This is a genomic window from Lactobacillus huangpiensis (assembly GCF_019972815.1).
Classification (GTDB): domain Bacteria; phylum Bacillota; class Bacilli; order Lactobacillales; family Lactobacillaceae; genus Lactobacillus; species Lactobacillus huangpiensis.
The window spans coordinates 157340-173294 of the sequence record NZ_BPPA01000002.1; the positions used below are offsets into that span (position 1 = coordinate 157340).

A 15955-nucleotide genomic window follows, 5' to 3' on the forward strand; every position below is an offset into this window, starting at 1 on the left:
CCATAAGAAAATATTGTTCTCAAAATTATGAAATTACGTAAAAAAAGTATAACAATCAAAAATTTCGTTTCTGAATAAATTATTTGAAAATTTTTCTATTTGTAGTAGACTTCTTAAACATAAAATTTCGGATTTTATTTAAAAAAGTATAAAAATTGTATTTTTCCATTCTAAAAGATGAAAAAAGTTCCTTTAATCCTTGATAATTAAGCTTAAAACGGTTATACTATTTTTTGTGCGTCTAGGGATTATTCTGCCCTAAAGCGCATTTTGTTGTAAAGCATTGATACAAAAGGTTGCGGCACACCAGGCTGCATTGCCACAGAGGTAGTGCCGGTAATTTTTGTGGAAGCTAGTCATCTTTTAAAGAAGACGTTGAGGAGGTAATTTAATGGCAAGTCAATCAATTCGTATCAGACTTAAGTCATACGAACATGGTATTCTCGATGAATCAGCTGCTAAAATTGTAGCTACTGCAAAGAGAACTGGAGCTGAGATTTCAGGTCCAGTTCCATTGCCAACAGAAAGGGTATTGTTCACTGTTTTACGTTCACCACACAAGAACAAAGATTCACGTGAACAATTTGAAATTCGTACGCATAAGCGGTTAATCGATATTTTAAATCCAACACCTAAAACTGTTGACTCTTTAATGAAGCTTGATTTACCAAGCGGTGTTGACATCGAAATTAAACTTTAATTTTAAAAAGAAAGAGGTGTAATCATGACCAAAGGAATCTTAGGAAGAAAAGTTGGTATGACTCAAATCTTCACTAAAGATGGTATCCTCGTGCCTGTAACTGTTGTTGAAGCAACGCCTAACGTAGTTATGCAAGTTAAGACAGTTGAATCAGACGGCTACGAAGCAGTTCAATTAGGATATCAAGATAAGCGTGAAGTTTTGAGCAACAAACCAGAAAAAGGTCATGCTGCAAAAGCAAAGACTTCGCCTAAGCGCTTCATACGTGAAATCCGCGGAGTTGAGCTTAAGGACTACGAAGTCGGCTCAGAAGTTACTGTGGACACATTTAAGGAAGGTGACGTAGTTGACGTCACTGGTACTACAAGAGGTCATGGATACCAAGGTAACATTAAACGTTGGGGCCAATCACGTGGACCAGAAACTCACGGTTCAAGATACCATAGAATTCCTGGTTCAATGGGTTCAATCATTAACCGTGTGCCTAAAGGCAAACGTCTGCCAGGTCACATGGGAATGAAGAAAGTTACCATTGAAAACTTAGTAATTGAAAAAGTTGTAGCAGATAAGAATGTTTTGTTAATTAAAGGCAACGTTCCTGGCGCTAAGAATTCATTGCTTACTGTTAGATCTGCTGTAAAAAATAATAAATAGGAAGGAGGACTAGAATGGCTAATTTAAAAGTTATTGATCAAAAAGGCAAAGATGCTGGTGAAGTTACTTTAAATGATGAAGTATTTGGTATTAAACCAAATGAAAGCGTAGTTTTTGACGCAATTATCAGACAAAGAGCTGGCAGACGTCAAGGAACCTCGAAGGTTAAAAATAGATCTGCTGTTCGCGGTGGTGGTAAGAAGCCTTGGAAACAAAAGGGTACTGGACGTGCTCGTCAAGGGTCTATCCGTTCACCACAATGGCGCGGCGGTGGTGTTGTTTTTGGACCAACTCCACGTTCTTATGCATACTCAATGCCAAGAAAGCAACGGCGCTTGGCTATCAAGTCTGTTCTTTCCCAAAAATTGATTGATAAAGATTTGATTGTTTTAGATCAATTGACTATGTCAGCTCCTAAAACAAAAGAGTTTAAGTCAATCTTGGACGACTTAAAGGTTGAAGGCAAAGTTTTAGTTGTTTCTGAAGATAAAAATATTCAATACTCAGCTAGGAATTTGCCAAACGTTAAGGTTATCACTGCAAATGGCTTGAATGTAGAAGATGTTGTCAACTATGACAAATTAATCTTGACAAAAGAAGCTATTGAAAAGATAGAAAAGAATGTTGAGGGGGCTTCGACGAAATGAGTGCACACGATATCATTTTAAGACCTGTCATTACTGAAAAGTCAACGAACTTAATGGATGATAAGAAATACACTTTCAACGTGCTTTTAACTGCAACCAAGACTCAAGTTCGTGATGCTGTTGAAGAAATTTTTGATGTTAAGGTCAAAAAAGTTAATATCATGAATGTCCGTGGTAAGGATAAGCGTGTTGGTCGTTATTCAGGTAAAACTGCTCGGACACGTAAAGCAATCGTCACCTTAACTGAAGATTCAAATGACATCAAAATTTTCAAAGACGATAACGATAATAAAGAAGAAAATAAGTAATAGGAGGTCAGTCAATTGGCTATTAAAATTTATAAGCCAACCACAAATGGTCGCCGTAATATGACTACTTCTGACTTTGCTGAAATTACTAAGAGCAAGCCAGAGCGTACTTTACTTGAGTCACAATCACACACTGCAGGTCGTAACTCTTATGGTCATATTACTAGCAGACACCGTGGTGGTGGACATAAGCAAAAGTACCGTATTATTGATTTTAAACGCAATAAAGATAACGCTAAAGCCGTAGTTAAGGCAATCGAATACGATCCAAACAGAACTGCTAACATTGCGCTTCTTCACTATACTGATGGTATTAAGGCTTATATCTTAGCACCTAAAGGTTTAACGGTTGGTGATGTGGTAGAATCCGGTGCAAATGCAGATATTAAGCCAGGAAACGCTTTACCATTAAAGAACATTCCAACTGGTACATCAATTCACAATATTGAATTAAGACCTGGTAAAGGTGGTCAGCTTGTTAGAAGTGCTGGGGCCAGTGCTCAAGTTTTGGGTAATGATGGTAAATATACTTTAGTTAAATTACAAAGTGGTGAAGTTCGTAAGATTTTATCAGTTTGTCGTGCAACTATTGGTGTTGTTGGTAATGAACAACATTCATTAATTCAATTAGGTAAAGCTGGACGTAGTCGCTGGTTAGGCAGACGTCCACAATCTCGTGGTTCTGTAATGAACCCTAACGATCACCCACATGGTGGTGGTGAAGGTAAAGCTCCTGTAGGTCGTCCACAACCAATGACTCCATGGGGCAAGAAAGCTCGTGGTATCAAGACTAGAAATAGTAAGAGAGCCAGTGAGAAGCTAATTGTTCGTCACCGTAAAGGTAGCAAATAATAGAAGGAGGGTAATTTAATGAGCCGTAGTATTAAAAAAGGGCCTTTTGCTGATGCATCCTTATTAAAGAAAGTTGATGCACAGGCAGATACAGATAAAAAACAGGTTATTAAAACTTGGTCACGTCGTTCAACTATTTTTCCTTCTTTTGTTGGTTTGACTATAGCTGTTTACGATGGTAGAAAGCATGTTCCAGTATATATTACTGAGGATATGGTTGGTCATAAGTTAGGTGAATTTGTTCCAACGAGAACTTTCCGTGGACATAAGACATCTGATGACAAGGCTACTGCAAAATAAAGAAAGGAGAAACACTTAAATGGCAGAACAAGTTAGTTCAGCTAGGGCGGAAGCAAGAACAGTTCGTATTGCTCCAAGAAAAGCACGTTTAGTTGTTGATTTGATTCGTGGCAAAGACGTTGCTGAAGCATTGGCAATCTTGCAATTCACACCTAGAGCTGCTTCCCCAATCGTTGAAAAAGTTTTACGCTCAGCAATTGCAAATGCAGAACACAATTACGATCTTGAAAGTGCCAATCTTTATGTATCTGAAGCATACGTAAATGAAGGAGCAACTTTAAAGAGATTTAGACCACGTGCCAAAGGTATGGCTTCTCCTATTAATAAGAGAACTAGTCATGTAGTTGTAGTAGTGTCAGAAAAGAACGATTAAGGGAGGTATATTAATGGGTCAGAAAATTAACCCAAATGGTTTTCGTCTCGGCGTAATTCGTGACTGGGAATCTAAATGGTATGCTGACAGAGGATACAAAGAAACCTTAAATGAAGACCTGCGTATCAGAAAATTCATTGATAAGAAGTTGAAGAATGCCTCTGTTTCTACTGTTGAAATTGAACGTGCAGCTAATAGAATCAACGTATCAATAAATACTTCTAAACCAGGTATGGTAATTGGTAAAGGTGGTTCTGAAGTTGAAGCATTGAGAAAAGAATTAAATGCTTTGACTAAGAAGCAAGTCCACGTTAATATTGTTGAAATCAAGAAACCAGATCTTGATGCCAAATTGGTAGCTGAAAGTATCGCTAGTCAACTTGAAGCTCGTATTGCTTTTAGACGTGCTACTCGTCAAGCTACTCAAAGAACTATGCGTGCCGGTGCTAAGGGAATCAGAGTACAAACATCTGGTCGTTTAAACGGTGCTGACATGGCAAGAAGAGAATGGCACACAGAAGGTCGTGTTCCATTACAAACTTTAAGAGCTGATATTGATTATGCTTGGGTAAATGCCTACACTACATATGGTGAAATTGGTGTTCAAGTATGGATTAACCGGGGTGAAATCTTACCTTCTAAAAGTAAGAAGCCCGAAAAAGCTGCGAAGGGAGGAAACAAATAATGCCTCTAGTACCAAAAAGGGTAAAACACCGTCGTGAGTTTCGTGGTAAGATGCGTGGTGCTGCTAAGGGTGGTAAAACTATTGCCTTTGGTGAATATGGATTACAAGCCCTTGAATCTCACTGGATTACTACACAACAAATCGAAGCTGCTCGTGTTGCAATGACTCGTTACATGAAGCGTGGCGGTAAGGTTTGGATTAGAATTTTTCCTCAAAAGTCATACACTGCTAAAGGTGTTGGTGTACGTATGGGTTCTGGTAAAGGTGCACCTGCAGGCTGGGTAGCTGTAGTTAAGAGAGAAAAGATTATGTTTGAAATTGGTGGCGTTAGTGAAACAACAGCTCGCGAAGCATTAAGACTTGCTGCAACTAAGTTACCAATTAAATGTAAATTTGTGACTAAAAGTTCGGAAGTAGGTGGCAATTCTAATGAAGGCTAAAGATATCAGAGCATTAACCACTGATCAAATGTTAGATAAGGAAAAGCAATATAAAGAAGAACTCTTTAATTTGCGTTTTCAACAAGCAACGGGTCAATTAGAAAATACCGCTCGCCTAGGCAAAGTTCGTAAAAATATTGCTAGAATTAAAACAATTCTTAGCGAAAAAGCATTGGAAAAAGATTAGTGGAAGGGAGTTATTAACTTGAGCGAATCAATCGAAAGAAATCATCGTCATGTATATCAAGGCCAAGTAATTTCTGATAAGAATGACAAGACTATCACTGTAGTTGTTGATACTTATAAGAATCACCCTGTTTATAAGAAGCGTATTAGATATTCAAAGAAATACTACGCACAAGATGATAAAAATGAAGCTAAAGTTGGCGATACTGTTCGTATCATGGAAACTCGTCCATTATCTCGTACAAAGCGCTTTCGTTTAGTTAAAATTGTTAAAAAATCTGTTTAATTTTGCGGATTTAGTGAGGGGAGGATTATATAGTGATTCAAAATGAATCCCGTTTGAAGGTTGCTGATAACTCAGGTGCCAGAGAACTTTTAGTTATTAGAGTCTTGGGTGGATCAAGACGTAAGACTGGTAACATTGGTGATATTGTGGTTGCAACTGTTAAACAAGCAACACCAGGTGGCGTTGTCAAAAAAGGTGACGTTGTCAAGGCCGTCATTGTTAGAACAAAATCAGGCGCACGTCGTGAAGACGGATCATACATCAAATTTGATGAAAATGCTGGTGTAGTTATCAATGCAGATAAGAGCCCACGCGGTACTCGTATCTTTGGGCCTGTTGCACGTGAGCTACGTGAGCACGACTTTATGAAAATCGTCTCTCTTGCTCCTGAAGTCTTATAATAAGTGAGGTGCACTGATGTTTGTTAAAACTGGTGACAAAGTAAAAGTTATTACCGGAAAAGACAAAGGTAAAGAAGGTATTGTTTTATCCGTTAACGTTAAGAAAAACCGTGTAGTTGTTAAAGGCGTTAATAAGATCAAGAAACATCAAAAACCTTCTCAGACTAACGCTAATGGTGGTGTAGTTGAATCTGAAGGTTCAATTCATGCATCAAACGTTAAGGTCATTGCTAAGTCAGAAGGCAAAACTAATGACAAAAAAGAAGAAACTAAGTAGTAGAAGGGAGGACACAAATGGCAAATTATTTAGCTCAAGAATATAAAGAAAAAATTGTTCCTGCATTGCAAGAAAAGTTTGATTACAGCTCAGTTATGCAAGTACCAAAGATTGAAAAAATAGTTTTGAACATGGGTGTTGGAGATGCTGTTTCTAATGCTAAAAACTTAGACGAAGCTGTAGAAGAATTGACTTTAATCTCAGGTCAAAAACCATTGGTTACCAAAGCTAAAAAGTCAATTGCTAATTTCCGCTTGCGTGAGGGTATGTCTATCGGTGCTAAGGTAACACTTAGAGGAGATAGAATGTACGATTTCTTATATAAGTTAATCAGTGTTTCACTTCCTCGTGTTCGCGACTTCCGCGGTGTATCAAGCCGTTCATTTGATGGTCGTGGTAACTACACTTTAGGTATTAAGGAACAATTGATTTTCCCAGAGATTGACTTTGATAAGGTTAATAGAACTAGGGGTTTAGATGTTGTTATCGTTACTACTGCCAATACAGATGAAGAAGCTCGCGAGCTTCTAGGTCAATTTGGTATGCCGTTTGCAAAATAATGGAGGACATTAATGGCTAAGACATCACAAAAAATTAGAAATCATCGTCCTGCTAAATTTTCTTCACGTGAATATACACGTTGCGAGAGATGTGGTCGTCCACGCTCCGTCTATCGTAAGTTTGGCTTATGCCGTATTTGCTTGAAAGATTTAGCTCACAAAGGTCAAATCCCAGGCCTGAAAAAGGCTAGTTGGTAATTCGGATTGGAGGATAGCATAAATGGTCATGACAGATCCGATCGCAGACTACTTGACTAGAATTAGAAATGCTAACATGGCAAAACATAATTCTGTTGAAGTTCCTGCATCAAACATTAAAAAATCTATTTCAGAAATTTTGAAACGCGAAGGCTTCATCCGTGATTACGAAGTTACCGATGACAATAAACAGGGTATGATTAAGATTTTCTTGAAATATGGTCCTGATGGAGAACGTGTCATTTCGGGTTTAAAGAGAATTTCTAAGCCAGGTCTTAGAAATTATGTTAGCGCTGAAAATTTACCTAAAGTACTTAATGGCTTAGGTATCGCCATCGTCTCTACTTCTGCAGGTGTGATAACTGATAAAGAAGCAAGACAAAAAGATGTTGGTGGCGAAGTTATCGCCTATGTTTGGTAATTCTGACAGAAAGGAGAGCAATCAATGAGCCGTATCGGTTTAAAAACAATTGAAGTCCCTGATAGTGTCACTGTTACTAAAAAAGGTGACAATATCACTGTTAAAGGACCTAAGGGTGAACTAACCAGATATTTTGATCCAAAAATTACATTTAAACAAGAAGATGGTAAGATTAACTTTTCTCGTTCAAGTGAAAGTGATAAAGCACTTCATGGAACTGAAAGAGCCAATTTAGCTTCAATGGTTGAAGGTGTAGTTGATGGTTACAAGAAGACATTAAAATTAATTGGAGTTGGTTATCGTGCTACAGCACAAGGTAACAAATTGACTTTGAATGTTGGTTATTCTCACCCAGTTGTAATGACTGCACCAGAAGGTGTGTCAGTAAAAACTACTTCTGCAACTGATATTGAAGTAGAAGGAATTTCTAAGCAAAATGTTGGACAATTTGCTGCTGAAATTCGCGATGTACGTCCACCAGAACCTTATAAAGGTAAGGGTATTCGTTATACTGATGAATATGTACGTCGTAAGGAAGGTAAAACTGGTAAATAGTAAATAAATTTTTGAGGTGAAATTGTGATTTCAAAACCAGATAAGAACAAATTGCGCTTAAAGCGTCATAAACGTATTCGTAGCAAAATTTCTGGTACTGCTGAGCGCCCACGCTTAAGCGTTTTCCGTTCAAACAAAAACATCTACGCTCAATTAATTGATGACGTAGCGGGTGTAACGCTAGCAAGTGCCTCAACTTTAGACGATTCTGTATCTAAAGATCAGACTAAAGTAGAACAAGCTCAAGCTGTTGGTAAAGGTATTGCCGAAGCAGCCAAAGCGAAAAACATTACTAGCGTAGTGTTTGATAGAAGTGGTTATTTATACCACGGCCGTATTTCAGCATTGGCAGACGCCGCTCGTGAAAACGGATTAGAGTTCTAGGAAAGGAGATAAATACATGGCAAACCGCAACGATTCTCGCAATAATCGCAGAAATAAAGACGACATTGAAGATCAGTTAGTAGCAATTAATCGTGTCACCAAGGTTGTCAAAGGTGGTCAACGAATGAGATTTGCTGCTCTGGTAATTGTTGGCGACAAAAAAGGTCGTGTAGGCTTTGGTACTGGTAAAGCTCAAGAAGTTCCAGAAGCAATCCGTAAGGCCGTTGAAGCTGGTAAAAAGAATATGATCAAGGTTCCTAAGGTTGGTACTACTATTCCTCATGAAGTAATCGGTCATTATGGCTCAGGCAGTATTATGATCAAACCTGCTCCAGCTGGTTCAGGTGTTGCTGCTGGTGGTGCCGTTCGTATCGTTATGGATATGGCTGGTATTGCGGATGTTACTTCTAAATCACTTGGTTCTAATACTCCTATTAATGTTGTTCGTGCGACAATAGATGGATTGAAGAAACTTAGAACAAGTGAAGATGTTGAAAAGCTTCGTCACGCTGAACTAGATTAGGGAGACTGGATAAATGACTGAATTAAAAGTTACTTTAATTAGAAGTGCTGCACACCGTCTGCCTGACCAAAGAAAAGTTGTGAAAGCTCTTGGTTTAGGTAGGATTAATAGTACAGCTACTTTACCAGACAATGCTGCAACTCGTGGGGCATTAATGAAAATCGCCCACCTGATTTCAGTTGAAGAAATTAATAAATAGTTAATTGAGGAGGTGCCAAATTAATGAAGCTTCATGAATTACATGCTGCTGAGGGGTCACGCAATACAAGAAAACGTGTTGGTCGTGGTACTTCAAGTGGTTTTGGAAAAACTTCTGGACGTGGCCAAAAGGGACAATTGTCTCGTCAAGGCGGTCATACCCGTCTAGGTTTTGAAGGTGGTCAAATGCCATTATTCAGAACCATGCCAAAACGTGGATTTAAGAACGTTAACCGCAAGGAGTATGCAATCATTAACTTAGATGACTTGAACAAGTTTGAGGAGGGCAGCGAAGTTACTGTTGCCAATCTCAAGGAAAAAGGCTTGGTAAAGAAAGAATTATCAGGCGTTAAATTGCTTGCTGAAGGTGAGTTAAAAGTTAAATTAAACGTAAAGATTAACAAAGTTTCCGCCGCTGCTAAAAAAGCAGTAGAGTCTGCTGGCGGATCTGTTGAGGTGATCTAATGTTTTCGACCTTGAAGAACGCCTTTAAGGATAAAGAAATAAGAAATAAAATTTATTTTACACTCTTTATTCTTTTGATATACCGAATTGGAGCGAATATTACTGTTCCAGGTGTCAACGCAAAAGCGATTACTCAAGTTGCACAAACTGGTTTAGTTCCAATGCTGGATACTGTTTCTGGTGGTGGACTAGATAATTATTCAATTTTCTCATTAGGTGTTTCCCCTTATATAACCGCGCAAATTGTTATTCAATTGTTGCAGATGGATATTGTACCTACATTGGTAGAGTGGGGTAAGCAAGGTGAAGTTGGACGCCGTAAGACTAATAACATAACTCGTTGGCTTGCTTTGTTTGTGGCATTAATTCAAAGTCTCGGAATTACAATTGGCTTCAATGCACTAACACAAATGGGTCTAGTTAAGTCACAGAATTGGCAGTCTTATGGTGAAATTGCAATAATTATGACGGCAGGAACGATGCTTTTGACTTGGCTTGGTGATGAGATTACTGATAAAGGTTTAGGCAACGGAGTTTCAGTAATTATTTTTGCTGGTATTATAGCTCGGTTACCCCGTGGCTTGTGGCAACTTTATAAAGATGGAGTTATCAATAATAATGCTAGTGATCGTTGGCAAGGGATTTTGTTCTTCATCGCGATTATCATTGCAATACTTATCGTAACTCAATTAGTTACATGGGTAGAACAGGCAGATCGCCGGATTCCAATACAATACACAAGACGGGCAACTATTAGTGGCTCTGAAAGTTTTTTGCCATTAAAGGTTAATGTTTCTGGCGTTATTCCAGTCATTTTTGCTAGTTCATTTATTATTACACCGGCAACAATTTTGATGGCCTTTCAGAAATCTCAGGGTGACCAACAATGGTATAAAATAATGACCAACATATTTAGTATGCAAACTACACCGGGAGTCATAATCTATACAGTTTTAATCATCTTGTTTACGTTCTTCTATGCTTTTGTTCAGGTTAATCCTGAGAAGCTGGCTAAGAATTTGCAAAAACAAGGTGCGTACATTCCGAGTGTTTGGCCCGGCAAAGATACACAAGATTACGTATCAAAGGTCTTAATTAGATTATCAACTGTAGGTTCTGTATTTTTAGGACTTGTAGCATTACTGCCACAACTTGCTACTAATTTTTGGGATTTACCAAGTTCAATTGGATTAGGCGGTACCAGTCTTTTAATCGTTATTGGTGTCGTCTTGGAACTATCTCGTCAAATTAACGGATTGTTAATGAAGAGAGAATACGTTGGATTCATCAGATAGGAACGGATAAATGATTAATATATTTCTTTTAGGTTTGCCTGGTGCTGGCAAAGGTACGGTATCAGAACAAATTGTCGACAAATACCATCTAACTCATATTTCAACTGGGGATATGTTTAGAGAAGCAATGGCTAATGAGACTAAAGTTGGTCTTGAAGCCAAAAGTTACATTGATAAAGGTAATTTGGTACCAGATGAAGTTACTGCCAAGTTAGTTGAAGAACGTTTAGGTCAGCCCGATATTAATGAAGGGTATATTTTAGATGGTTTTCCCCGGACAATTGTTCAAGCGGAACTTTTCGAAGATATTGCTAAGCGCATGAATAAGCAATTAACAAATGTAATTTCACTCGAAGTTAAAGAAGAAACTTTGATAAAACGTTTATCAGCACGTTTTATGTGTAAAAACTGTGGTTCAACATATAATAAAATTACAAAGATGCCTAAAGTTAAGGATACTTGTGATCGTTGTGGTGGGCATGAATTTTACCAACGTGAAGATGACAAACCTGAAGTAGTAAAAAATCGTTTAGAAGTAAACGAAAAGATGAACACACCGCTGAAAGACTTTTACGAGAAAAAAGGTTTGTTAGCTGTTGTAAATGGTGAACAGACGCCTGAAGAAGTTTTTAAGAACGTTGATGCGGTTTTAAGTAAAAAGCAATAATTTGTATATTTACTTTTCCGTGTTATAATTTCAAAGTATGACTGTTTAAATGCGGAGGAACGGCTTTGGCAAAAGATGATGTCATAGAAGTGAAGGGTAAGGTTGTTGATACCCTGCCTAATGCTATGTTTAAAGTTGAATTGGAAAATGGAGCTGTGATTTTAGCACATGTTTCCGGTAAGATTAGGATGCATTATATTCGAATTCTGCCTGGAGACCGTGTTACTGTTGAACTTTCTCCTTATGATTTAACTAAAGGTAGAATAACTTATCGATTTATAAAGTAATAACGGAGGGAAACATGAAGGTTAGACCATCTGTTAAACCAATGTGTGAACATTGTAAGATAATTAAAAGAAATGGTCGTGTAATGGTTATTTGCTCTGCAAATCCAAAGCACAAGCAACGTCAAGGTTAAAATAATAGGAGGTGCAATTTATGGCACGTATTGCTGGTGTTGACTTACCAAGAGATAAAAGAATAGTTGTTGCATTAACATATATTTATGGAATTGGTGAACCAACAGCACAAAAGATTTGTGCGGATGCTGGTGTTTCTGAAGACATACGTTCAAAAGATTTGACTCCAGATGACCAAGAGAAGCTTCGTGCAGAAGTTGATAAATACCGTGTTGAAGGTGACTTACGTAGAGAAGTAAGCATGAACATCAAGCGGTTAATTGATATTGGTTCTTACCGTGGTATTCGTCACCGTAGAGGACTTCCGGTTCGCGGTCAAAATACCAAGAATAATGCCCGTACACGCAAGGGTAGCAAGAAAAATAAATAAAAATTTTTAAGGAGGTTTATTGATGCCTAAAACAGCACGTAAACGCCGTGTGAAGAAGCACGTTGAAAAAGGCGTTGCTCATATTCATTCTACGTTTAACAATACTTTAGTCATGATTACTGACGTTCAAGGCAATGCAATTGCTTGGTCTTCAGCTGGTGCATTAGGCTTTAAAGGTAGTCGTAAGTCTACACCATTTGCAGCACAAATGGCAGCCGAAGCAGCAGCCAAGAGTGCAATGGATCAAGGCATGAAACATGTAGAAGTTTCTGTTAAGGGTCCTGGTGCTGGCCGTGAATCTGCTATTAGATCGCTACAAGCGACTGGACTTGAAATCACCGCTATTCGCGATGTTACTCCAGTTCCTCACAATGGTTCTAGACCACCAAAACGTCGTCGTGTTTAATTTTGTTCTTATTGAAGGACATTGCGTTTTGAAAGGGGCCTAGTAATGATTGAATTTGAAAAACCAAATATTACCGTTGTGGACCAAGAAAAGTCTTATGGTAAATTTGTTATTGAACCACTTGAACGAGGCTTTGGTACTACTTTAGGTAACTCATTACGTAGAGTTTTACTGACATCTATCCCAGGTACAGGACTTGTTTACGTTCAAATAGATGATGTCTTACACGAATTCTCAACCGTTCCGGGCGTCAGAGAAGATGTCGCTAAGATAATCCTGAACCTTAAGAAACTTGAATTAAAGTCTTTTTCAGATGAACAAAAGATTATTGAAATTGACGTAGAGGGTCCGGCTACTGTAACCGCCGATGATCTTAAAGCTGACGCAGATATTCAAATCCTGAATCCTGATCAATATATTTGTACTATTGCTGATGGTGGCCACTTGCATATGCAAATTGCTGTTAAAAATGGTCGTGGCTATGTTGCAGCAAGTGACAATAAGAGCGAGGATATGCCAATTGGGGTTATTCCTGTTGATTCTTTATTTTCTCCAATAAAGAAGGTCAATTACCAAGTTGAATCAACTCGTGTTGGTAAAAGAGACGATTTTGACAAGCTAACTTTAGAGATTTGGACAGATGGTTCAATCAAGCCTAACGATGCCCTCAGTTTCGCAGCAAAAATATTAGTTGCACACTTTAAAGTGTTTGAAACTGCTGATGCAAATACTAAATTCAATGATGTAATGGTTGAAAAAGAGGACGATACAGCTGAAAAGAAGCTTGAAATGACAATTGAAGAGCTTGATCTTTCAGTTCGTTCGTACAATTGTCTTAAACGTGCCGGTATTAATACACTGCAAGAACTAACTGACAAAACAGAAGCAGATATGATGCGTGTACGTAATTTAGGACGTAAATCGTTGGAAGAAGTTAAAAATAAATTAGCTGACTTGGGACTATCATTGCGTCAAGAAGATTAATTTAAAAAATAAAGGAGGTAAACTGATGGCATACCGTAAATTGGGTCGCGACAGTGCACATAGAAAAGCAATGCTGAGAGAAATGACTACTCAATTAATCATGAAGGAACGCATTACTACTACTGAAGCTCGTGCTAAAGAAGTTCGCAAAACAGCCGAAAAGATGATTACTTTAGGCAAACGCGGAGATTTGGCTGCAAGAAGAAGAGCAGCTGCCTTTGTTCGTGATGAGGTTGCAGATATTCATGAAGAAAAAGATGCAGTTGTTGTTAAATCAGCTTTGCAAAAGCTTTTTAGCGATATTGCACCGCGTTACAAAGATAGAAATGGTGGATACACCAGAATTATGAAGCTTGCTACAGCTCGTAAGGGTGATGCAGCTCCAATGGTTATTTTAGAATTAGTTTAATTCAAATAATCCAAACTTAATAGCTATTAAGAATTATCCGTGAGAGTGAGAATAAGCGTTAAGATGATGACGAAAGTTTAGTCTAGCTTAGATAATTATATTATCCCTCCTCATGGGTGATTTTTTTTGCTTTTTTAATTCTGCTTTAGTATTAAAACCATAAGATAATTTCTTAAAAATATTTAAAGTTGACTCTGAATTAAATAAACTTGGTTGATTTAGTAGCTGATAATTTTGATGTGCAAAGGTGCCATTCAGTATTCAGAATTGTCCATATTTTTGGTACAATTGAATCAGACTTTTAGGACGGTAAGAGTATGGCAAATGATAATATTATTAAAATAAAAAATGTAAGTTTTTCGTATCCAGAGTCAGAAACTCCCGCTATAGACAATATTAGTTTCAATGTGAGACGGGGTTCATGGACTTCAATTATTGGTCATAATGGTAGTGGTAAATCAACAATTATCCGCCTAATTAATGGCTTGCTGGTACCTGATGAAAGCGGAGACCCTTTAATCGAAGTAGATGGAATAAAACTAACGGACGATACAGTTTGGGAAGTTCGCAATAGAGTAGGTATTGTCTTTCAAAATCCTGATAATCAATTTGTTGGAGCAACAGTGGCTGATGATGTTGCATTTGGTTTAGAAAATCGTGGCATTCCTCATTCAGAAATGGTTAAAATAGTTCCGGAAGCAATTAAAGCCGTTGGAATGAGTGAATATGCCAACTCTGAGCCTGCAAATTTATCCGGTGGTCAAAAACAAAGAGTGGCTATTGCTGGTATATTAGCTATTAAACCCAAAATAATTGTGTTAGACGAAGCTACTTCAATGCTTGATCCTGAAGGAAGAAATCAAATATTATCAATTGTTCAAGATATGAAAGATAAGTATGACTTGACTGTAATTTCTATTACTCATGATATTGATGAAGCTAATATAGCTGATCAAGTTTTAGTAATGAATGATGGTAAATTAATTACACAAGGAAGTACTAAAACAGTTTTTAGTCAGGTTAGTCTTCTTAAAAGCATAGGCTTAGATGTGCCCTTCTTTGAGCAAATTAAAGAAAAATTGCAGCAAGATGCTATAAAATTACCTGATAACTTAGATTCGGAAAAAGAGTTGATTAATTATTTATGTCAATTAAATTCAAAAATGTAAGCTACATTTATTCTCCCGAAACCCCTATGGCAAAAAAAGGTTTAGATAATGTTTCATTTGAGTTAAAAGATGGTTCTTTTAATGCAATAATTGGACATACTGGGAGTGGAAAATCGACTCTTATGCAGCATTTTAATGCTCTTATTAAACCTGCAACAGGAAAAATAGAAATAGCTGGTACAACTATAACGCCTGAAACTACAAATAAAAATTTAAAAGATTTAAGAAGACATGTAAGTTTGGTTTTTCAGTTTCCTGAAACGCAATTGTTTGAAAATACAGTTTTAGATGACATTGCCTTTGGTCCTAAAAATTTTGGTTATGACAATGAAAAAGCTCTTGAAAGTGCTAAATATTGGCTAAAAAAAGTGGGTTTATCTGAAGAAATTGGCAAAAGGTCACCATTTGAGCTTTCTGGTGGACAAATGAGGAGAGTGGCAATAGCAGGGGTAATGGCATATGAACCAGATATCCTTTGTTTGGATGAGCCAGCAGCTGGACTTGATCCAGAAGCACGTAAACAAATGATGGCACTTTTTTCTGATTACCAAAAAGACGGGCATACGGTAATTTTAGTTACCCATAATATGGATGATGTGGCTAAATATGCTGATAATGTTTTAATTATGGAACAAGGTAAACTTATTAAGCAAGACACACCTACAGAAATTTTTAAAAATCGTAAGTGGTTGCAAGAGCATCACCTTGAAGAACCCAAAGCTTCTTTGTTTGCAGCTAAATTAACTAATTATAAATTTACAAAAATGCCATTAAATATAAATAGTTTAGTAAAAGAAATAGAAGATAATTTGAAGGGGTGATT

Annotated in this window: 31 protein-coding genes; all 31 read left to right on the forward strand. The window is 37.5% G+C overall.

What is annotated here, in order from left to right; genetic code table 11:
- Nucleotides 1–391 precede the first annotated feature (391 nt).
- The 31 genes from rpsJ (at nucleotide 392) to LDM90_RS02700 (ending at nucleotide 15953) form a co-directional block, all read left to right on the forward strand.
- A complete protein-coding gene (gene rpsJ, locus LDM90_RS02550; RefSeq protein ID WP_045928455.1) occupies nucleotides 392–700 on the forward strand; it encodes a 30S ribosomal protein S10 in 309 nt (102 codons plus the stop codon).
- Between the two features lie 24 nt (nucleotides 701–724).
- A complete protein-coding gene (rplC, locus tag LDM90_RS02555; RefSeq protein WP_034980468.1) occupies nucleotides 725–1354 on the forward strand; it encodes a 50S ribosomal protein L3 in 630 nt (209 codons plus the stop codon).
- A 14-nt stretch (nucleotides 1355–1368) separates the two neighbouring features.
- Complete coding sequence (rplD, locus tag LDM90_RS02560) at nucleotides 1369–2001, forward strand: 50S ribosomal protein L4 (RefSeq protein ID WP_034980465.1); 633 nt, start codon at nucleotides 1369–1371, stop codon at nucleotides 1999–2001.
- A complete protein-coding gene (gene rplW / locus LDM90_RS02565; protein WP_034980462.1) occupies nucleotides 1998–2309 on the forward strand; it encodes a 50S ribosomal protein L23 in 312 nt (103 codons plus the stop codon). The genes rplD and rplW overlap by 4 nt, the downstream gene beginning before the upstream one ends.
- Before the next feature lie 15 nt (nucleotides 2310–2324).
- A complete protein-coding gene (gene rplB / locus LDM90_RS02570) occupies nucleotides 2325–3161 on the forward strand; it encodes a 50S ribosomal protein L2 (RefSeq protein ID WP_034980459.1) in 837 nt (278 codons plus the stop codon).
- 18 nt (nucleotides 3162–3179) lie between these two features.
- Nucleotides 3180–3461, forward strand: a complete 282-nt coding sequence (gene rpsS / locus LDM90_RS02575; RefSeq protein WP_034980456.1) for a 30S ribosomal protein S19 — start codon at nucleotides 3180–3182, stop codon at nucleotides 3459–3461.
- Between the two features lie 19 nt (nucleotides 3462–3480).
- Nucleotides 3481–3834, forward strand: coding sequence for a 50S ribosomal protein L22 (gene rplV, locus LDM90_RS02580; protein WP_034980453.1), 354 nt, complete (start codon nucleotides 3481–3483; stop codon nucleotides 3832–3834).
- Between the two features lie 13 nt (nucleotides 3835–3847).
- Nucleotides 3848–4519 (forward strand): 30S ribosomal protein S3, encoded by a 672-nt coding sequence (gene rpsC / locus LDM90_RS02585; RefSeq protein WP_034980450.1) that lies wholly within the window; start codon nucleotides 3848–3850, stop codon nucleotides 4517–4519.
- Nucleotides 4519–4959 carry a 50S ribosomal protein L16 gene (gene rplP / locus LDM90_RS02590; RefSeq protein WP_034980447.1) on the forward strand — a complete coding sequence of 147 codons (441 nt, stop codon included), beginning with the start codon at nucleotides 4519–4521 and terminating at the stop codon, nucleotides 4957–4959. The genes rpsC and rplP overlap by 1 nt, the downstream gene beginning before the upstream one ends.
- Entirely contained in the window at nucleotides 4949–5146 is a 198-nt protein-coding gene (gene rpmC / locus LDM90_RS02595) for a 50S ribosomal protein L29 (protein ID WP_034980443.1), read from the forward strand. Before rplP ends, rpmC begins: the two co-directional genes overlap by 11 nt.
- Nucleotides 5147–5164: 18 nt before the next feature.
- The gene (gene rpsQ / locus LDM90_RS02600) at nucleotides 5165–5431 is read left to right on the forward strand and encodes a 30S ribosomal protein S17 (protein ID WP_034980439.1); all 267 of its coding nucleotides are present in this window, start codon (nucleotides 5165–5167) and stop codon (nucleotides 5429–5431) included.
- A gap of 32 nt (nucleotides 5432–5463) precedes the next feature.
- The gene (gene rplN, locus LDM90_RS02605; protein WP_034980437.1) at nucleotides 5464–5832 is read left to right on the forward strand and encodes a 50S ribosomal protein L14; all 369 of its coding nucleotides are present in this window, start codon (nucleotides 5464–5466) and stop codon (nucleotides 5830–5832) included.
- Nucleotides 5833–5848: 16 nt separating this feature from the next.
- Entirely contained in the window at nucleotides 5849–6109 is a 261-nt protein-coding gene (gene rplX, locus LDM90_RS02610) for a 50S ribosomal protein L24 (protein WP_034980434.1), read from the forward strand.
- Nucleotides 6110–6126: 17 nt separating this feature from the next.
- Nucleotides 6127–6669 carry a 50S ribosomal protein L5 gene (gene rplE / locus LDM90_RS02615; protein ID WP_034980431.1) on the forward strand — a complete coding sequence of 181 codons (543 nt, stop codon included), beginning with the start codon at nucleotides 6127–6129 and terminating at the stop codon, nucleotides 6667–6669.
- A 12-nt stretch (nucleotides 6670–6681) separates the two neighbouring features.
- Nucleotides 6682–6867: a type Z 30S ribosomal protein S14 gene (locus LDM90_RS02620; protein WP_034980430.1), complete on the forward strand. Its 186-nt coding sequence runs from the start codon at nucleotides 6682–6684 to the stop codon at nucleotides 6865–6867.
- Between the two features lie 22 nt (nucleotides 6868–6889).
- On the forward strand, nucleotides 6890–7288 hold the full coding sequence (gene rpsH / locus LDM90_RS02625; protein WP_034980428.1) for a 30S ribosomal protein S8: 399 nt from the start codon (nucleotides 6890–6892) through the stop codon (nucleotides 7286–7288).
- 24 nt (nucleotides 7289–7312) lie between these two features.
- Nucleotides 7313–7843 (forward strand): 50S ribosomal protein L6, encoded by a 531-nt coding sequence (rplF, locus tag LDM90_RS02630; protein ID WP_198213050.1) that lies wholly within the window; start codon nucleotides 7313–7315, stop codon nucleotides 7841–7843.
- A gap of 24 nt (nucleotides 7844–7867) precedes the next feature.
- Entirely contained in the window at nucleotides 7868–8227 is a 360-nt protein-coding gene (gene rplR, locus LDM90_RS02635; protein WP_034980422.1) for a 50S ribosomal protein L18, read from the forward strand.
- 16 nt (nucleotides 8228–8243) lie between these two features.
- Entirely contained in the window at nucleotides 8244–8750 is a 507-nt protein-coding gene (rpsE, locus tag LDM90_RS02640; RefSeq protein WP_034980420.1) for a 30S ribosomal protein S5, read from the forward strand.
- Between the two features lie 13 nt (nucleotides 8751–8763).
- On the forward strand, nucleotides 8764–8949 hold the full coding sequence (gene rpmD, locus LDM90_RS02645) for a 50S ribosomal protein L30 (RefSeq protein ID WP_034980417.1): 186 nt from the start codon (nucleotides 8764–8766) through the stop codon (nucleotides 8947–8949).
- 23 nt (nucleotides 8950–8972) lie between these two features.
- Entirely contained in the window at nucleotides 8973–9413 is a 441-nt protein-coding gene (rplO, locus tag LDM90_RS02650; RefSeq protein WP_223896396.1) for a 50S ribosomal protein L15, read from the forward strand.
- On the forward strand, nucleotides 9413–10708 hold the full coding sequence (gene secY, locus LDM90_RS02655) for a preprotein translocase subunit SecY (RefSeq protein ID WP_198213054.1): 1296 nt from the start codon (nucleotides 9413–9415) through the stop codon (nucleotides 10706–10708). The genes rplO and secY overlap by 1 nt, the downstream gene beginning before the upstream one ends.
- A 10-nt stretch (nucleotides 10709–10718) precedes the next feature.
- A complete protein-coding gene (locus LDM90_RS02660; protein WP_223896397.1) occupies nucleotides 10719–11375 on the forward strand; it encodes an adenylate kinase in 657 nt (218 codons plus the stop codon).
- Between the two features lie 65 nt (nucleotides 11376–11440).
- A complete protein-coding gene (gene infA, locus LDM90_RS02665) occupies nucleotides 11441–11662 on the forward strand; it encodes a translation initiation factor IF-1 (protein WP_034980408.1) in 222 nt (73 codons plus the stop codon).
- Nucleotides 11663–11676: 14 nt separating this feature from the next.
- The gene (rpmJ, locus tag LDM90_RS02670) at nucleotides 11677–11793 is read left to right on the forward strand and encodes a 50S ribosomal protein L36 (RefSeq protein WP_006729432.1); all 117 of its coding nucleotides are present in this window, start codon (nucleotides 11677–11679) and stop codon (nucleotides 11791–11793) included.
- Between the two features lie 20 nt (nucleotides 11794–11813).
- Nucleotides 11814–12164, forward strand: coding sequence for a 30S ribosomal protein S13 (rpsM, locus tag LDM90_RS02675; RefSeq protein WP_034980405.1), 351 nt, complete (start codon nucleotides 11814–11816; stop codon nucleotides 12162–12164).
- A gap of 22 nt (nucleotides 12165–12186) precedes the next feature.
- On the forward strand, nucleotides 12187–12570 hold the full coding sequence (rpsK, locus tag LDM90_RS02680; protein ID WP_034980403.1) for a 30S ribosomal protein S11: 384 nt from the start codon (nucleotides 12187–12189) through the stop codon (nucleotides 12568–12570).
- A gap of 45 nt (nucleotides 12571–12615) precedes the next feature.
- Nucleotides 12616–13554 (forward strand): DNA-directed RNA polymerase subunit alpha, encoded by a 939-nt coding sequence (locus tag LDM90_RS02685; protein WP_034980402.1) that lies wholly within the window; start codon nucleotides 12616–12618, stop codon nucleotides 13552–13554.
- Between the two features lie 25 nt (nucleotides 13555–13579).
- Nucleotides 13580–13963: a 50S ribosomal protein L17 gene (gene rplQ, locus LDM90_RS02690; RefSeq protein WP_034980401.1), complete on the forward strand. Its 384-nt coding sequence runs from the start codon at nucleotides 13580–13582 to the stop codon at nucleotides 13961–13963.
- A 317-nt stretch (nucleotides 13964–14280) separates the two neighbouring features.
- A complete protein-coding gene (locus tag LDM90_RS02695; RefSeq protein ID WP_223896398.1) occupies nucleotides 14281–15132 on the forward strand; it encodes an energy-coupling factor ABC transporter ATP-binding protein in 852 nt (283 codons plus the stop codon).
- Nucleotides 15108–15953, forward strand: coding sequence for an energy-coupling factor transporter ATPase (locus LDM90_RS02700; RefSeq protein ID WP_223896399.1), 846 nt, complete (start codon nucleotides 15108–15110; stop codon nucleotides 15951–15953). Before LDM90_RS02695 ends, LDM90_RS02700 begins: the two co-directional genes overlap by 25 nt.
- The last annotated feature ends 2 nt before the right edge of the window (nucleotides 15954–15955 follow it).

What these genes read in the sequence shown, in the direction of transcription:
- LDM90_RS02685 (WP_034980402.1), top strand. Translation starts at nt 12,616, where the DNA reads ATGATTGAATTTGAAAAACCAAATATTACCGTTGTGGACCAAGAAAAG.
- LDM90_RS02695 (WP_223896398.1), top strand. Translation starts at nt 14,281, where the DNA reads ATGGCAAATGATAATATTATTAAAATAAAAAATGTAAGTTTTTCGTAT.
- LDM90_RS02700 (WP_223896399.1), top strand. Translation starts at nt 15,108, where the DNA reads ATGTCAATTAAATTCAAAAATGTAAGCTACATTTATTCTCCCGAAACC.
- rplP (WP_034980447.1), top strand. Translation starts at nt 4,519, where the DNA reads ATGCCTCTAGTACCAAAAAGGGTAAAACACCGTCGTGAGTTTCGTGGT.
- rpsS (WP_034980456.1), top strand. Translation starts at nt 3,180, where the DNA reads ATGAGCCGTAGTATTAAAAAAGGGCCTTTTGCTGATGCATCCTTATTA.
- rpsK (WP_034980403.1), top strand. Translation starts at nt 12,187, where the DNA reads ATGCCTAAAACAGCACGTAAACGCCGTGTGAAGAAGCACGTTGAAAAA.
- rpsJ (WP_045928455.1), top strand. Translation starts at nt 392, where the DNA reads ATGGCAAGTCAATCAATTCGTATCAGACTTAAGTCATACGAACATGGT.
- rpmD (WP_034980417.1), top strand. Translation starts at nt 8,764, where the DNA reads ATGACTGAATTAAAAGTTACTTTAATTAGAAGTGCTGCACACCGTCTG.
- rplV (WP_034980453.1), top strand. Translation starts at nt 3,481, where the DNA reads ATGGCAGAACAAGTTAGTTCAGCTAGGGCGGAAGCAAGAACAGTTCGT.
- secY (WP_198213054.1), top strand. Translation starts at nt 9,413, where the DNA reads ATGTTTTCGACCTTGAAGAACGCCTTTAAGGATAAAGAAATAAGAAAT.
- rplD (WP_034980465.1), top strand. Translation starts at nt 1,369, where the DNA reads ATGGCTAATTTAAAAGTTATTGATCAAAAAGGCAAAGATGCTGGTGAA.
- rplX (WP_034980434.1), top strand. Translation starts at nt 5,849, where the DNA reads ATGTTTGTTAAAACTGGTGACAAAGTAAAAGTTATTACCGGAAAAGAC.
- rpmC (WP_034980443.1), top strand. Translation starts at nt 4,949, where the DNA reads ATGAAGGCTAAAGATATCAGAGCATTAACCACTGATCAAATGTTAGAT.
- rpsH (WP_034980428.1), top strand. Translation starts at nt 6,890, where the DNA reads ATGGTCATGACAGATCCGATCGCAGACTACTTGACTAGAATTAGAAAT.
- rplC (WP_034980468.1), top strand. Translation starts at nt 725, where the DNA reads ATGACCAAAGGAATCTTAGGAAGAAAAGTTGGTATGACTCAAATCTTC.
- rpmJ (WP_006729432.1), top strand. Translation starts at nt 11,677, where the DNA reads ATGAAGGTTAGACCATCTGTTAAACCAATGTGTGAACATTGTAAGATA.
- rplF (WP_198213050.1), top strand. Translation starts at nt 7,313, where the DNA reads ATGAGCCGTATCGGTTTAAAAACAATTGAAGTCCCTGATAGTGTCACT.
- rplQ (WP_034980401.1), top strand. Translation starts at nt 13,580, where the DNA reads ATGGCATACCGTAAATTGGGTCGCGACAGTGCACATAGAAAAGCAATG.
- LDM90_RS02660 (WP_223896397.1), top strand. Translation starts at nt 10,719, where the DNA reads ATGATTAATATATTTCTTTTAGGTTTGCCTGGTGCTGGCAAAGGTACG.
- rpsC (WP_034980450.1), top strand. Translation starts at nt 3,848, where the DNA reads ATGGGTCAGAAAATTAACCCAAATGGTTTTCGTCTCGGCGTAATTCGT.
- LDM90_RS02620 (WP_034980430.1), top strand. Translation starts at nt 6,682, where the DNA reads ATGGCTAAGACATCACAAAAAATTAGAAATCATCGTCCTGCTAAATTT.
- rplE (WP_034980431.1), top strand. Translation starts at nt 6,127, where the DNA reads ATGGCAAATTATTTAGCTCAAGAATATAAAGAAAAAATTGTTCCTGCA.
- rpsM (WP_034980405.1), top strand. Translation starts at nt 11,814, where the DNA reads ATGGCACGTATTGCTGGTGTTGACTTACCAAGAGATAAAAGAATAGTT.
- rplW (WP_034980462.1), top strand. Translation starts at nt 1,998, where the DNA reads ATGAGTGCACACGATATCATTTTAAGACCTGTCATTACTGAAAAGTCA.
- rplO (WP_223896396.1), top strand. Translation starts at nt 8,973, where the DNA reads ATGAAGCTTCATGAATTACATGCTGCTGAGGGGTCACGCAATACAAGA.
- rpsE (WP_034980420.1), top strand. Translation starts at nt 8,244, where the DNA reads ATGGCAAACCGCAACGATTCTCGCAATAATCGCAGAAATAAAGACGAC.